Source organism: Shinella sp. NM-101, from assembly GCF_021401195.1.
Classification (GTDB): domain Bacteria; phylum Pseudomonadota; class Alphaproteobacteria; order Rhizobiales; family Rhizobiaceae; genus Shinella.
In genome coordinates this window covers 173,742-188,751 of sequence record NZ_JACBFT010000006.1, presented here as the reverse complement: position 1 = coordinate 188,751, position 15,010 = coordinate 173,742, and the positions used below count along the sequence as shown (strand labels likewise).

The following is a 15,010-nucleotide window of genomic DNA, read 5'->3' as shown; positions in this document are numbered from 1 at the left end:
CGGTCGGGCGAGCCTATCACGACTGCAGCGCGGTATCTGCCCAGTTGGAGACCGCCCAGCGCGGGTTGTTCGCGACGTTCAGCACCGTGTCGCGCGCGACCGTGATGAAGCCCCATTCGGCGACGTTGATCAGCGGCAGGTCGGTGACGACCAGCTTCTGGAACTGCCGGTAGAGCTCCGTGCGGGCCGCGGCATCGACCGTGTCCGCCGCCTTGGCGATGACCGCGTCGAGTTCCGCATTGGCATAGCCGCCCTGGTTGGAGAAGCCGACGCCGGCGGGAATGCCGGACTGGACGAGGATGGTCGTGGAGATCGCCGGGTCGCCGCGGAAGACCGGCGGGGCGACGGCGAGGTCGAAATCGTGGTCCGTGTAGACCGCCTTCTGGTGCGCGGCGGAATCGGCGTTGACCAGCGCCGCGTCGATGCCGACGGCGGCGAGCGCCTGGCGCAGGTAATCGCCGAACTGGCGCGTCTCGTTGAAATAGGGCGCCGGGCGCAGCTTCAGCGAGAAGCGCTTACCGTCCGCACCCTTGGCATAGCCGGCCTCGTCGAGCAGCGCATTGGCCTTGTCGACGTTGAAGTCGTAGGCCGGCACGTCGGCATCGTAGAATTCCGGCGCGTTCTTCGGCACGGGGCCGGTCGAGGCCGTGGCGTAGCCGAGGAAGATCGTGTCGACCACGAATTTCCTGTCGATGGCATGGGCGATCGCCTGGCGCACCTTGAGGTCTGCCAGTTCCTTGCGGCGGTGGTTGATCTCGACGACGAGCTGGTAGGTCAGCGCCTCGTAGCCCTTGGTGATGACCTTGATGCCGGGCACCTTGGAGATGCGGTCGAGCTCGGTGAGCGGCACGGCGGAGAAGGCGGCGAGCTGGATTTCCTCGGCCTCCAGCGCCGCGCCCGCGCCGGCGCGGTCCGGCAGCACGCGGAAGACGATCTCGTCGAGCTTCGGCTGGCCCTTGTCCCAATAGGCCTCGTTGCGGGTCAGGCGATAATATTCGCCGGGCTTGTATTCGGCAAAGCGGAACGGGCCGGTGCCGACGAGCTGGACATTCGCCGGATTGGCGGCGATGTCCGTGCCCTCGTAGAGATGCTTCGGGATGACGCTGCTGACGACGGGAAGCGCGTTGCGGATGATCTGCAGCGGCGTCGGCCTGGAGAAGCGGAAGATCGCGGTCGCGTCATCCGGCGTCTCGACGGCTTCCAGATGGGCGAAGACCACCCGGCCGAGATTCTGCAAGGGTTTCCAGACGTTGAGCGCCGAGAAGGCGACGTCGGCCGAGGTGAAGGGCTTGCCGTCGTGCCAGGTCACCCCTTCGCGAAGGCGGAATGTGACGGAAAGGCCGTCATTCGATCCTTCCCAGGCGGTGGCGAGACGCGGCGCCAGCCCATCCTCGCTGTCGAAGGCGGCTTCGGCCAGCGGCTCCACCACCTTGCTCGCCACGAAGAACACGCCGTTGGAGGCGACGATGGCCGGATTGAGGTTCTTCGGCTCGGAATCGGCCGCCACGATCAGCCGGCCGCCGGACGGCGCGTCCTGCGCCAGGGCGAGCGTCGGCAGGGCCGTGGAGGCCAGCAGCGCGGCCCCTGCCTGCAAGAAGGTCCGCCGGGTTGGGGTCGCGCTCAGCATTTCTCTCTCCTGCTTTGACATGTCGTCCGGGATATTGGCGGCGAATCATCCGCGAACACAGAGAGGAAATTCTCACAGCCCGCCTTGCAAGAACAAATTCTTGCGAAGACTGACGTAACGCGAGGCGCACAGGCAAAACTTTACCGCTGCCCCTTTTTGCGCTGAACCGGCGGCTCAGCGCCGCCGGGCCAGCATCGAGCGCGACAGCACCACGGCAAGGCCGATCAGCAGCGTCGCGGCAATGAAGAGGAAGGCGGCGGCGGCGATGGCCGGGCTGATGTTCTCGCGGATGCTGGAGAACATCTGCCGGGCGAGCGTGCGCTGGTTGGGGCCGGCGACGAAGAGCGTCAGCACCACCTCGTCGAGCGACGTGGCGAAGGCGAGCACCGCCCCCGACAGGACGCCCGGCATGGCGAGCGGCAGCGTCACGCGGCGGAAGACCGTGGCGGGCGATGCGCCGAGGCTCTGGGCGGCCAGTTCCACCCGCTCGTCGATGCCCGCGAGCGCTCCGGTGACGCTGACGACCACGAAGGGCACGGCGACGACGGTGTGCGCGATGATGACCCCGGCATAGCTGTTGGTGAGGCCGAAGCGGGCGAGCAGCACCTGCATGCCGACGCCGAGCACGACCGCCGGCACCACCATCGGCAGCAGGAACAGCGTGCGGAACGCGCCGCGCAGCAGAAGGCCGCGGTTGCGCAGGCCGAGCGAGGCCGCCGTGCCGAGCGTGGTGGCGAGCAGCGTCGTGCCCGTGCCGACGATCAGGCTGTTGACGATTGCCCTTTTCCAGGCATCGGCCGTGAACAGTTCGATGAACCAGCGCATGGACCAGGCCGGCACGGGATAGGTGAGGATGACGCTCGAGGTGAAGGCGAGCGGCAGGATGGCGACGAGCGGCGCCACCAGGAAGAGGATGGCGAGCGTTGCGAAGGCGAAGCGGGTGATCCTCGTCGGCATGGTCAGCGCCTCCCCGGTTCGTCGGCCGACAGCCGGGCATAGACGCTGTAGAGCGCGAGCGTGGCGACGAGCAGCACGACGCCGAGCGCGCCCGCCATGCCCCAGTTTGCCGAGCCGGTGGCGTAGAAGGCGATGATCGAGGAGATCATCTGGTCGCCCGGCCCGCCGATCAGCGCCGGCGTGATGTAGTAGCCGATGGCCGAGATGAAGACGAGGAGGCCGCCGGAGGCGACGCCACGCAGGCTGAGCGGCAGGAGCACGCGCAGGAAGGCGCGCAGCGGCGGCGCGCCGAGCGAGGCGGCCGCCGGCATCAGGTTCTTCGGAATGGTGATCAGCACCGAATAGATCGGCAGCACCATGAAGGGCAGCAGTACGTGTGTCATGGCGATGATGACGCCGGTGCGGTTGAAGATCAGCGGCAGCGGCGCGCTGGTGATCCGGAGCCATTGCAGGAGGTCGTTGATGAGGCCCTGTTCCTGCAGGAGGATGAACCAGGCGGCGGTGCGCACCAGAAGCGAGGTCCACAGCGGCAGCAGCACGGCGGCGAGCATCAGGTCGCGCTTCCAGCCCGTCAGCGAGGCGGCGATGATGGCATAGGGATAGCCGATGCACATGCAGGCGAAGGTGACGAGCGCCGAGATCCAGAAGGTGCGCACGAGGATCACCCGGTTGACCGACTGGTCCGGCGGAAGCTGCTCGATATGGCCGTCGGCATTGCGGCCGAGATCGACGGCGGCCAGGAGATTGCGGTCGGTGAGCGGCGAGAGCGCGTCGGCGATGGCGATCCAGAATTCGGGTTTCTCCCAGCGCTTGTCGACGGAGACGAGGTCCACCGGCGGGCCGGCGGGATCGGCGAGCGCGGCCGTCGTCTTCGACATCAGCGTGCGGAAGCCGGAGCGGGCGCTGTTGAGGCGGCGCACCATGTCGCCGAGCGCCTGCTGGTCGTTCACCGCCTTGAGGTCGGCGATCAGCGCCGCCTGCATCTCGTGCGTCGGCGGCGACTTGCGGTCCCAGCCGGGCAGCACCTCGGCGCTTTGCGGCAGCAGGCGCAGCACGGCCGTGTCGGAAACCGACTGCGACATCATGCTGAAGAGCGGCCAGACGAAGAAGGCGACGAGAAAGGCGAAGAGCGGCGCCATCAGCAGGAGCGAACGCCCCGCGCGGGAGCGGCCGGCACTCATGATGCCTGTCCCGGCGGCAGGATGACGCGGCAATCGCCGGCCGAGAAGGCGGCGAAGACCTTCGTGCCGGGCACGAATTCACGCGAGCGGCGGCCGAGCTTGGCGATCAGCGGATGGCTGCCGGCGTCGAGCTGCACGCGCAGGTGATCGCCCTGATAGACGGAATCGGCGACCTCGGTCTCCAGGCAGTTGTTCGCCCCGCTGGCCGTTTCGGCAAGCTCGATGCGCTCGGGGCGCACGGACAGGAAAACGGGCTGGCCGGCGGAGACTTCCGCGGGCGCGGCGGCGAGGATCTCGGCGCCGGAGCCGAGCCGCACGGCGGCCTCTCCCCCGCCGACACGGGCGACGACACCTTCCAAGAGGTTGGTCTCGCCGATGAACTCGGCGACGAAGCGGGTGGCCGGCTCGTCGTAGACCTGGCGCGGCGTGCCGATCTGCTCGATCCTGCCCTTGTTGAACACGGCGACCCGGTCCGACATGGTCAGCGCCTCGGACTGGTCGTGGGTGACGAAGACGATGGTGAGCCCGAGGCGGCGGTGCAGGTCGCGGATGTCGAGCTGCATCTGCTCGCGCAACTGCTTGTCGAGCGCGCCGAGCGGCTCGTCCATCAGCACGACGCGCGGCTCGAAGACGAGGGCGCGGGCAAGCGCCACGCGCTGCTGCTGGCCGCCGGAAAGCTGGCTCGGACGGCGCTCGCGCATGGTGGAAAGCTGCACCATGTCGAGGGCGCGGGTCACGCGCTCGGCGATCTCGGCCTTGCCGAGCCCGCGCATCTGCAAGGGGAAGGCGATGTTCTCGCCGACCGTCATGTGCGGGAAGAGCGCATAGCTCTGGAAGACGACGCCCATGTCGCGCCGGTGGGTCGGCACGTCGTTGACGGCCTGGCCGTCGACGAGGATCGCGCCCGATGTCGGCTGCTCGAAGCCGGCGAGCATCATCAGCAGCGTCGTCTTGCCCGAGCCGGAGGGGCCGAGCAGGCTGACGAACTCGCCCTTGGCGATGGAAAGATCGAGATTCTCGACGACGCAGAGCGCGCCATAGAATTTGGTTATGCGGTCGAAGCGGATGAATTCGGCCAACGGGTGCTCCCTCTCGCGTGCGGCGTGCGGGGGCGCGGATGATCGCGCCCCCGAAGCGGCGGCATCGGACTTACTGGGCGAGCCAGGCGTTGAACCGCTGGGTCAGCGCCTCGGAATTGTCGATCCAGAAGTCGATGTCGAGCGAGAGGGCATCGGTCATGTTGGCCGGCTCGGTCGGGAGGTCCTTGGCAAGCTCCGGCGGCACCTTGGCGGCGGCTTCCTTAACGGGAAGGCCGTAGGCGACATATTGCGGCAGCTTGGCCTGGTTGTCCGGCTCGCTGGCGAAGGCGATGAAGTCCTGTGCGGCGTCCTTGTTCTCCGCATCCTTCAGCACGACCCAGCTGTCGACGGCATAGATGCTGCCCGGCCAGACGACCTTGAAGTTCTTGCCCTCCGTGCGGTTGATGCCGGTGATGCGGCCGTTATAGGCCGAGGTCATGGCGACTTCGCCGGAGGCGAGGAACTGCAGCGGCTGCGCGCCGGATTCCCACCAGACGATGTTCGGCTTCAATTCGTCGAGCTTCTTGAAGGCGCGGTCGACGCCTTCGTCGGTGGCCAGGACCTCGTAGACCTCGTCCTTCGGCACGCCGTCGGCCAGGAGGGCGAATTCGAGCGTGTATTTCGGCCCCTTGCGCAGCGAACGCTTGCCGGGGAACTTCTCGACGTTCCAGAAGTCCGCCCAGGAGGCCGGGCCTTCCTTCAGCTTGTCGCCGTCATAGGCGATGGCCGTCGACCAGACGATGGCGCCGACGCCGCAATCGTTGACGGCCGAATCGAGGAACTTGTCCTTGCCGCCCAGCTTGTCCCAGTCGATCTTCTCGTAGAGGCCGTCGGCACAGCCGAGCGCCAGCTCTTCCGCCTCGACCTGCACGGCGTCCCAGTTCGGCGCGCCGGCCTTCACCTTGGACTGCAGCACGCCGATGCCGCCGTCCCAGGCCTCGTCCAGCACCGGCTTGCCGGTCTTTTCCGCGAAGGGCTTGAAGTAGATCTCGCGCTGGCCGTCCTGGTAGTTGCCGCCCCAGGAGACGATGGTGAGGTCACGCGAAAGCGCCGGCGCGGCAAGCCCCGCCGAAAGCACGAGCACGGCGGCTGCCAGAATTCCCTTGGTCCTGATGATCTGCATTGTATTCCCCTTTTTTTGGTTTGCACCGGACCGGCCCGATCGCCGGCCCTGAATTTTCCGTCGACGACGGCGGCCCCTCCCTGGGCCGGAGGCTTTCGCACGATGTTGGCATCGCGGCGGGCACCTCGTTCCCGTTCCTCTTGTCCGGCCGATTCAGGCATTCCCGCCGCTGCCGGTCAATGGCTTTCTTGCGCCCCGCGGGCGTCAGACGTGCTGGCCTCCGTTGATGTGGATCTCGGCACCGTTGATGTAGGATGATTGCTCGGTGCACAGGAAATAGATCGTCTCGGCCACCTCGCGCGGCTCGCCGAGCCGGCCCATCGGCACTTCCGCCGCGACCAGCGCGTCGGTGCCGGGCGACAGGATCGAGGTCTCGATCTCGCCGGGGGCGATGGCGTTGGCGCGCACGCCGCGCTTGCCGAATTCATGCGCCATCTCCCGCGTCAGCGATGCAAGCCCCGCCTTGGAGGCGGCATAGGCGACGCCTGCGAACGGGTGGACGCGCGAGCCGGCGATGGAGGTGACGTTGACGATCGAGCCTTTCGCGGCCTCCAGCTCCGGCAGCAGCGCGCGGGCGATCAGCGCGGTCGAGACGAGGTTGACGTTGAGCACATGGGTCCAGACGTCGGCCGTCGTGTCGGCGACGCCGAGCCGACTCCTGCCCGGTCCCTTCGGCGAGATGCCGGCATTGTTGACCAGTGCCTGCAGCTTGCCGGACGGCAGCCGCTCGCGCACCGTCGCGGCGAGGCGTTCGATCTGGGAAAGGTCGGCAAGGTCGGCCTGGATGTGGCTCTCGCGGGCGGAGGGCCAGGCGCATTCCTCGGAGAACGGCTGGCGCGAGACGGTGAGGATGCGCCAGCCCTTCGACTGGAAGAGCTTGACCGTCGCATGTCCGATCCCGCGGCTTGCCCCCGTCAGCAGCATGGTGGGGCGTTCTTGGGTCATGCGAGGGCGTCTCCTTGTGATGCTTGATACATCGTAATCAGCCGCGAGCGAAATGCAAGCCTCGATGAGAGGCACAAATCAGAGGCGCGGCGCCTCGCGCGGTCCGGCATGCCAGATGCGCTCCAGGAGCGGCTTGCCGCCGAGCAGGATGTCATCGACGATGGCCATCGAGGCGGCGGCCGGATCGTGGCGCTTCAGCGCCTCCACGACGGGATAGTGATGGTCGATCATCGCCCGCCCGCCCGGCAGATAGGCATCCGAGATCAGCGGGCCCATCTGCAGCCAGAGCCGGCGCAGGATGCCGTTGAGCACGGGAAGGCCGGCAATCTTCGGCAGCATGAAATGGAACATCTGGTTGAGTTCCGCGCCCTTCAGCCGGTCGCCATCGGCAATGGCCGCCTCGTTTTCGCGGATAATCGCCTCGAGCGCGGCAATATCGGCGGAGGTGGCCACCTGCGCGGCGGTCTCGGCCGCCAACCCCTCCAGCCGCACGCGGATCGCCCGGATTTCCCTGTAACGCGCCTCGCTCATCGCCGGGATGCGGATGTCGCGCGGCGAGCGGAAGATGATCGCCTCGTCGTTGACGAGCTTCAGGATCGCATCGCGGATGGGCGTGACGCTGGTGCCGAACTGCTCGGCCAGATCGCGGATCTTCAGCCGGTCGCCGGGCTTGAAACGGCCCTGGATCAACGCATCGCACAGCGCGCCATAGACGACGCTGTTGAGGTTGGAATGGTCGAGGGTTTCGAATTCGGGCATCGCCGGCTCTGACGAAAATCAATAACAAGATACTTGATGCATCTTTTTTCACTTGTTTCAACCCGCGCGCCGGGCCAAACTTGGGGCATTTCCCGCAAAAGTGCCAGGCAGTTTTGCGCCCGCGACATGCGCCCCGCCAAAAGAAGGGGCGTTTTCGCGGTCGAGAAAAAACGAGAAACACCCCAGAGGCCGGCCGGAAAGGCCGGCAACGGAGCCACGATGAGCGCAAACAGGCCCTTCCCGCCCGGCGCGACCGCCAACGAGGCGCTCCCCGGCGCATCCTCCGGCTCCGGCGGCGATGCTATGTCTGCCGCCTTCAGCAAGACGGCGCTGCCTGCCGCCGCCGCGCTCGTGCGCGAGGTCTACGGCATCGCCGGCGAGGCGGCGCGGCTTTCCAGCGAGCGGGACGAGACCTTCCTGTTCACGGCAGTCGACGGCACGCGCTACACGCTGAAGATCGCCAATCCCGCGGAGGATCCGGCCGCGCTCGCCTTCCAGGACGGAGCGCTCCTGCATCTCGCGGGCCACGCGCCGTCCGTTCCCGTCCCCCGGCTGGTGCCGACGCGAACAGGCGCAACGAGCCACCGGCTCGCGACCGGCGAAGGGCCGCGCATCGTCCGCCTTCTGACCTTCCTTCCCGGCGAGTTGCAATACCGCACCCCGTCCTCCACGGCACAGAGCCGCCATATCGGCCGCGCGCTCGGCGAACTCGACCTCGGTCTTTCCGGCTATGCCGGCCGGCCGTCGGAAGGCAAGCTGATGTGGGACATCTCCCACACGCTCGACCTTGCCGCGGTGGTGGATTCCGTCGCGCCCGAGCGGCAGGCGCGCGTCGAGGCGGTGCTGGAGGAATTCCTTCGCATGCTGCCGGCCTTTTCCGCGCTGGAGCGCCGGCAGATCATCCATAACGACTTCAACCCGCACAATATCCTGGTCGATCCGGCCGCACCCGAGCGCGTCGCGGGCATCATCGATTTCGGCGACATGGTCGAGGCGCCGCTCGTCAACGATCTCGCGGTGGCGATCTCCTACCATCTCTTCACGCCCGACTGGGCCGAGCGCGCGGGCGCCTTCCTCGAAGGCTACCTTTCCGCCCGGCCGCTCCTGCCGGCGGAGGCCGCGATGCTTCCGACGCTGATACGCGCCCGGCTCGCCATGTCGATCATCATCGCGGAATGGCGCTCGGCGCGCTTTCCCGAGAACCGCAGCTACATCATGCGCAACCACGCCGCCGCCTGGGCGGGGCTGCACAACATATCGGACCTGACGCCGGCCGGGCTCAAGCGGCTGGCGCCCCATCTTGCGGAGGCTTGAAATCATGTCGATGGTGAACGCGTTCTCGCGTGAGGATTTCGAACGGCTGGGCGAGGCGGACAAGGCGCTGATCGCACGGCGCGAGAAGGTGCTCGGCCCCGCCTACCGCCTGTTCTACGAGGAGCCGCTGCATCTGGTGCGCGGCGAAGGCGTCTTTCTCCATGACGCATCGGGCGAGAAATATCTCGACGCCTACAACAACGTCGCCTCGGTCGGCCATTGCCATCCGCGCGTGGTGGAGGCGATCACCGCGCAGACCGCCGTGCTCAACACCCACACCCGCTACCTGCACGAAGGCATCGTCGACTATGCCGAGACGCTGACGGCGACCTTCCCGGATGCGCTCAGCCAAGCGATGTTCACCTGCACCGGCAGCGAGGCGAACGACCTTGCCGTGCGTATCGCCCGCTTCGTCACGGGCGGCACCGGCATCATCGCGACGGAGCTTGCCTATCACGGCCTGACGGGCGCGGTGGCGGAATTCTCCCCCTCGCTCGGCGAATCCGTGACGCTCGGCCCGCATGTGCGCACCGTGCCGGCGCCCGACAGCTACCGCCATTCGCCCGAAGAGATGATGGAGAAATTCGGCCGCGACGTCGAGGCCGCCATCGCCGATCTCAAGCGCCACGGCATCAGGCCGGCCATGCTGATCACCGACACGATCTTCTCCAGCGACGGCATCTTCGCCGGACCGAAGGGCTTCCTGAAGCCTGCGGTCGATGCGATCCATGCCGCAGGCGGCCTTTTCGTCGCCGACGAGGTGCAGCCGGGCTTCGGCCGCACGGGCGAAACGATGTGGGGTTTCGAGCGGCACGGCGTTGCGCCCGACATGGTGACGATCGGCAAGCCGATGGGCAACGGCTATCCGATGGCCGGCATCGTGCTGCGCCCGGAGGTGATCGCCGAATTCGGCCCCCGCGCCCGCTACTTCAACACCTTCGGCGGCAATCCCGTCGCCGCCGCCGCCGGCAAGGCGGTGCTCGACACGATCCGCATCGAGGGATTGCAGCAGAACGCGCTGGAGGTCGGCACCTACCTGATGGAGGGCCTCAGGACCCTCGCCCGCAGCCACCCCGCCATCGGCGACGTGCGCGGCTCCGGCCTCTTCGTCGGCGTCGAGATCATCTCGGACCCGGCGGCGAAGCAGGCCGACGCGGCGCTGACGACGCGCATCGTCAACGGCCTTCGCCGCCGCCGCGTGCTGATTAGTGCCTCCGGCCCGCGCGCCAATGTGCTCAAGATCCGCCCGCCGCTCGTCTTCTCGCGCGAGAATGCCGACATGCTGCTGGAGGCGCTGGAGGACGTGCTGAAGACCGCCTGAGCGGGCGGCGTCAGGCGTAGCGCCTGCGCCGGCCCGTGAAGTGGATCAGCCCCTTCTGCAGCAGGATGAAGGCGAAGAGCAGGAGGCCGATGAGGATCTTCGTCCACCAGCTCGACAGCGAGCCGTCGAAGGTGATGTAGGTCTGGATCAGGCCCTGGATGAGGATGCCGACCAGCGTTCCCGCGACGAAGCCGGAGCCGCCCGTCAGCAGCGTGCCGCCGATGACCACCGCCGCGATGGCATCGAGCTCGACGCCTACCGTCGCCAGCGAATAGCCGGCCGAGGTGTAGAGCGAGAAGACGATGCCCGAAAGGCCCGCAAGGAAGCCCGAGAGCGCGTAGATGCCGATCGTCGTTCCGGCGATCGGCACGCCCATCAGCCGCGCCGTCGCCGTGCCGCCGCCGAGCGCATAGACATTGGCGCCGAAGCGGGTGCGGTGCGCGATCAGGATGCCCGCCGCGAAGACCACCAGCATCAGCCCGCCGATCAGCGTGATGCGCCCGCCGCCGGGCAGCTTGTAATAGAGCCCCTTCAGGGTCCCATAGAACGGGTGCTTGATCGGGATCGAATCGATGGACAGCACGAAGGCCATGCCGCGCGCCAGGAACATGCCGGCCAGCGTGACGATGAAGGGCGGCATTTCGAGGTGATGGATGATCGCCCCCATCAGCGCGCCGAAGGCGGTGGTGATGGCAAGCGCCAGTGCGAAGGCGACGAGCGGGTGGGCCGACGTCGCCTGGAGCAGCACGGCGAGGAAGACACCGGTGAAGGCGATGACCGCGCCGACGGAAAGGTCGATGCCGCCCGACAGGATCACGAAGGTCATGCCGACGGCGGCGATGCCGAGGAAGGCGTTGTCGGTCAGGAGGTTGCCGATCACCCGCGTCGACAGCATGTTGGGATACTGCGTGATGCAGACGGCATAGGCGATGAGGAAGATCGCGACCGTGGCGGTGAGCGGAAGATAGCGCGGGTTCATTTCGCCTCCTGTTCCGCCGTCTTCTCACCGGCCCGGGGGCGGGAGAGGAAGGCGAAGGCCGTCTGGGCGCGCGGCGACTGGATGACCAGGATCAGCACGATGATCGCCGCCTTGATGATGAGGTTGAATTCGGGCGGGAAGCCGGAAAGCAGGATGCCCGTATTGATCGACTGGATGATCAGCGCGCCGAGCAGCGAGGCGGCGATGGAAAAACGCCCGCCGAGCAGCGACGTGCCGCCGACGACAACCGCGAGGATCGCGTCCAGCTCCAGCCAGAGACCGGCATTGTTGGCATCCGCCCCGCGGATATCGGCCGCCGCGATGATGCCGGCGATGGCGGCGCACAGGCCCGACAGCACATAGGCGGCGATCAGCAGCACGCCGGTCGAAACGCCCGAGAGCATGGAGGCGCGCCGATTGACGCCGAGCGCCTCGATCAGCATGCCGAGCGCCGTGCGGCGCACGAGAAGTGCAACAATGATGCCGAAGGCGATCCAGATGACGACGGGCATCGGCAGGCCGAGGAACGAGCCGCCGCCGATGAAGATCAGCCCCGGATCGTTGAAGGTGAGGATCGCCCCCTCGGTGATGAGCTGCGCGATGCCGCGCCCGGCGACCATCAGCACGAGCGTCGCGATGATCGGCTGGATATCGAGCACGGCGACGAGGATGCCGTTCCACAGGCCGCAAAGGATCCCCGTGCCGAGCGTGACGAGCAGCGTCGCCACGAGCCCGTAGCCCGAGGTGATGCAGGCGGCGGCGACCGCCCCGCAGATCGCCATGACGGCGCCGACCGAAAGGTCGATGCCCTTGGTGGCGATGACGACCGTCATGCCGATGGCAAGCAGCGCGACGGGCGCGCCGCGGTTGAGGATGTCGATCAGGCTGCCGTAGAGCCGGCCGTTCTGCATTTCGAGGCGGAAGAAGCCGGGAAAGGCGATGGAGACCATCACGAGGATCACGGCAAGCGCGGCGACCTGCGGAAAGAGCCGCAGCGCATAGGCTTTCAGCGTCGAGGTCATGCGTCCGCCCTCCCGCCGGCGGCGATGGCTTCGACGATACCCTCTGTCGTGACCTCGTCACCAGTCAGCTCCGCCACATGCGCCCGGTCGCGCAGCACGATGACGCGGCTCGAATAGGCGACGAGCTCTTCGAGTTCGGAGGAGATCACGATCAGCGACATGCCTTTCTCGCAGAGGGATTCGATGAGACGGATGATCTCCGCATGGGCGCCGACATCGATGCCGCGTGTCGGCTCGTCGAGGATCAGGAAATCCGGGTTGGTGGCGAGCCAGCGGGCGAGGATCGCCTTCTGCTGGTTGCCGCCGGACAAGAGCTTGATCGGCTTTTCCCGGTCGCTCGTGCGGATGTCGAGCGCCTTGATATAGTCGTCGGCAAGCCTGTCCTGCTCGCTGCGGCTGATAGGCCGCGCCCAGCCGCGCCGCGCCTGGAGCGCCAGCGCGATGTTCTTGCGCACCGAGAGGTCGCCGATGATGCCGTCGACTTTGCGGTCTTCCGGACAGAAGCCGAATTTCTCGCGGATGGCGGCGCGCGGCGAGGCAAGGTCGAGCGCGCGCCCGTCCGCCTCCGCCGTGCCGCTGTCGGCGCGCTCGGCGCCGAAGAGGATCTCCGCTGTCTCCGTTCGGCCCGAGCCGAGCAGGCCCGCGATGCCGACGACCTCGCCGGCGCGCACGTCGAGGTCGAAGGGCTGGATATGGCCCTTGCGGCCGAAGCCGCGGAAGCGGAAGCGCACCTGCCCGGCCTCGCTCTTCGCGCCGTGCCCGGCGGCGACTTCCTGCACCAGCTCGCGGCCGAGCATCATGGCGATCAGCTCGCGGCGCGAAAGCTCCGCCGTCTCGCGCGTGCCGACGAGCTGACCGTTGCGCAGCACGGTGATGCGGTCGGAGATCTCGTAGACCTGTTCGAGGAAGTGGGTGATGAAGATGATGCCGAGGCCGCGTTCCTTGAGGCGGCGCACGATGCGAAAGAGCATCGCGACCTCGTGGGCGTCGAGGCTGGCGGTCGGCTCGTCGAGGATCAGCACCTTGCCGGAGAGATCGACGGCCCGGGCGATCGCGACCACCTGCTGCACCGCCACGGAATAGGCGGCAAGCTCGGCGGTGACATCGATGTCGAGCTCGTATTCGGCCAGCAGCGCCCTGGCGCGGCGGTTCATCTCGCGGGCGTTGACGAGGCCGAAGCGCTTCGGCTGGCGGCCGAGGAAGAGGTTTTCGGCGACGGTGAGGTTCGGCAGGAGGTTCACTTCCTGGTAGACCGTGCCGATGCCGAGGTTCTGCGCCTCCAGCGTGCTCTGCGGATCGGCATCCACGCCGTCGACGAGGATGCGTCCGCCGTCGCGGCGATAGGCGCCGGTCAGGCATTTGACGAGCGTCGACTTGCCGGCGCCGTTCTCGCCGAGCAGCGCATGAACCTCGCCGCGCCGCAGCGAGAAATCGACGCGGTTCAATGCCCTGGCGCCCGGGAAGATCTTGTCGATCCCCGTCGCCGAGAGAACATGGGAATTGTCAGGCTGCATGATCCCCGGTCCGCATGAAAGGACCGCCTGCCATCCCTGAGGAGACGACAGGCGGGTCAGGTCGATATCCCGCGAGGCGGGATATCGGGAGAGATCAGTAGCCGAGGCCCTTCTTCTCCTCGTATACCTTGGCCGGATCGTCGGCCTGCGTATAGAGCTTGGATTCCGTCTGGATCCACTTCGGCGGGGTCGTGCCGTCCTTGCGGAAGGCGTCGAGCGCGTCGAAGGCGGGACCGGCCATGTTCGGCGTCAGTTCCACGGTGGCGTTCGCCTCGCCGGCGGCCATGGCCTGGAAGATATCCGGAACGGCGTCGATGGAGACGACGAGGATATCCGTGCCCGGCTTCAGGCCGGCTTCCTTGATCGCCTGGATGGCGCCGACGGCCATGTCGTCGTTATGGGCGTAGAGCGCACAGATGTTCTTGCCGCCGTCTTCCGCCTTCAGGAAGCTTTCCATGACTTCCTTGCCCTTCGTGCGGGTGAAGTCGCCGGTCTGGCTGCGGACGATCTTCAGGTTGTCATGGCCGGCGATGGCGTCCTCGAAGCCCTTCTTGCGGTCGATGGCCGGCGAGGAGCCGGTCGTGCCCTGGAGCTCGACGACGTTGCAGGGCTTGCCGGCGACCGTGTCCACCAGCCACTTGCCGGCGACGTTGCCCTCATGGACGGTGTCGGAGGTCACGGCGGTCATGTAGAGGTCGTCCGACGCATCGACCTTGCGGTCGAGCAGGATGACCGGGATTTCCGCGTCCTTGGCTTCCTGCAGCACCTCGTCCCAGCCCGTCGCGACGACCGGCGCGACGAGGATGGCGTCGACGCCCTGTGCGATGAAGGAGCGCAGCGCCTTGATCTGGTTTTCCTGCTTCTGCTGCGCATCGGCGAATTTCAGGTCGATGCCGCGCTGCTCGGCCTGCTGCTTGGTGAGCGTCGTCTCTGCCGCGCGCCAGCCGGATTCCGAGCCGATCTGCGAAAAGCCCACCGTGAGGTCGGCAGCGGATGCGACACCGAACATCGAGGCGGCAAGGATCGTGGCACTCGCGAGTGCGGTTGTGAATTTCATGATGTCCTCCCAAAGAATGCTGCTCCTCAGCAGCGTGATTAAAAACATCATATTGTATTACTATTGTAAACCCAAAAATTGCGCTTCCGCACATTTCGCCGTCCGGCGCTTGGGCGCGACCGGGCGGACACG

General features: G+C 67.1%; 13 protein-coding genes. 2 read left to right on the top strand and 11 right to left on the bottom strand.

Translation table 11 applies throughout. The features are described from left to right. Positions 1-16 precede the first annotated feature (16 nt). The 7 genes from L0976_RS13895 to L0976_RS13865 form a co-directional block, all read right to left on the bottom strand. Complete coding sequence (locus L0976_RS13895; RefSeq protein ID WP_234187934.1) at positions 17-1,627, bottom strand: ABC transporter substrate-binding protein; 1,611 nt, start codon at positions 1,625-1,627, stop codon at positions 17-19. A 174-nt stretch (positions 1,628-1,801) separates the two neighbouring features. Further along, entirely contained in the window at positions 1,802-2,584 is a 783-nt protein-coding gene (locus L0976_RS13890; RefSeq protein ID WP_203315579.1) for an ABC transporter permease, read from the bottom strand. Between the two features lie 2 nt (positions 2,585-2,586). Then, the gene (locus L0976_RS13885) at positions 2,587-3,765 is read right to left on the bottom strand and encodes an ABC transporter permease (RefSeq protein ID WP_234187933.1); all 1,179 of its coding nucleotides are present in this window, start codon (positions 3,763-3,765) and stop codon (positions 2,587-2,589) included. Next, positions 3,762-4,844 carry an ABC transporter ATP-binding protein gene (locus L0976_RS13880; protein ID WP_234187932.1) on the bottom strand — a complete coding sequence of 361 codons (1,083 nt, stop codon included), beginning with the start codon at positions 4,842-4,844 and terminating at the stop codon, positions 3,762-3,764. The genes L0976_RS13885 and L0976_RS13880 overlap by 4 nt, the downstream gene beginning before the upstream one ends. Positions 4,845-4,914: 70 nt before the next feature. After that, entirely contained in the window at positions 4,915-5,967 is a 1,053-nt protein-coding gene (locus tag L0976_RS13875; RefSeq protein ID WP_203315576.1) for an ABC transporter substrate-binding protein, read from the bottom strand. A gap of 204 nt (positions 5,968-6,171) precedes the next feature. After that, positions 6,172-6,912 (bottom strand): SDR family NAD(P)-dependent oxidoreductase, encoded by a 741-nt coding sequence (locus tag L0976_RS13870; RefSeq protein WP_203315575.1) that lies wholly within the window; start codon positions 6,910-6,912, stop codon positions 6,172-6,174. A gap of 78 nt (positions 6,913-6,990) precedes the next feature. Further along, positions 6,991-7,671: a GntR family transcriptional regulator gene (locus tag L0976_RS13865; RefSeq protein WP_203315574.1), complete on the bottom strand. Its 681-nt coding sequence runs from the start codon at positions 7,669-7,671 to the stop codon at positions 6,991-6,993. A gap of 303 nt (positions 7,672-7,974) precedes the next feature. Here L0976_RS13865 and L0976_RS13860 point away from each other — a divergent pair, with 303 nt between their 5' ends. After that, positions 7,975-8,985: a phosphotransferase gene (locus tag L0976_RS13860; RefSeq protein WP_234188025.1), complete on the top strand. Its 1,011-nt coding sequence runs from the start codon at positions 7,975-7,977 to the stop codon at positions 8,983-8,985. A 4-nt stretch (positions 8,986-8,989) separates the two neighbouring features. Then, positions 8,990-10,306, top strand: a complete 1,317-nt coding sequence (locus L0976_RS13855) for an aspartate aminotransferase family protein (protein ID WP_234187931.1) — start codon at positions 8,990-8,992, stop codon at positions 10,304-10,306. 10 nt (positions 10,307-10,316) lie between these two features. Here L0976_RS13855 and yjfF read toward each other — a convergent pair whose 3' ends face one another. From yjfF to ytfQ, 4 genes are all read right to left on the bottom strand, one after another. Further along, positions 10,317-11,285: a galactofuranose ABC transporter, permease protein YjfF gene (gene yjfF, locus L0976_RS13850; protein WP_234187930.1), complete on the bottom strand. Its 969-nt coding sequence runs from the start codon at positions 11,283-11,285 to the stop codon at positions 10,317-10,319. Then, positions 11,282-12,307, bottom strand: coding sequence for an ABC transporter permease (locus L0976_RS13845; RefSeq protein ID WP_234187929.1), 1,026 nt, complete (start codon positions 12,305-12,307; stop codon positions 11,282-11,284). Before L0976_RS13845 ends, yjfF begins: the two co-directional genes overlap by 4 nt. Beyond that, positions 12,304-13,821 carry a galactofuranose ABC transporter, ATP-binding protein YtfR gene (gene ytfR / locus L0976_RS13840; RefSeq protein WP_234187928.1) on the bottom strand — a complete coding sequence of 506 codons (1,518 nt, stop codon included), beginning with the start codon at positions 13,819-13,821 and terminating at the stop codon, positions 12,304-12,306. Before ytfR ends, L0976_RS13845 begins: the two co-directional genes overlap by 4 nt. A 94-nt stretch (positions 13,822-13,915) precedes the next feature. Then, positions 13,916-14,878, bottom strand: coding sequence for a galactofuranose ABC transporter, galactofuranose-binding protein YtfQ (ytfQ, locus tag L0976_RS13835; RefSeq protein ID WP_203315568.1), 963 nt, complete (start codon positions 14,876-14,878; stop codon positions 13,916-13,918). Positions 14,879-15,010 lie beyond the last annotated feature (132 nt).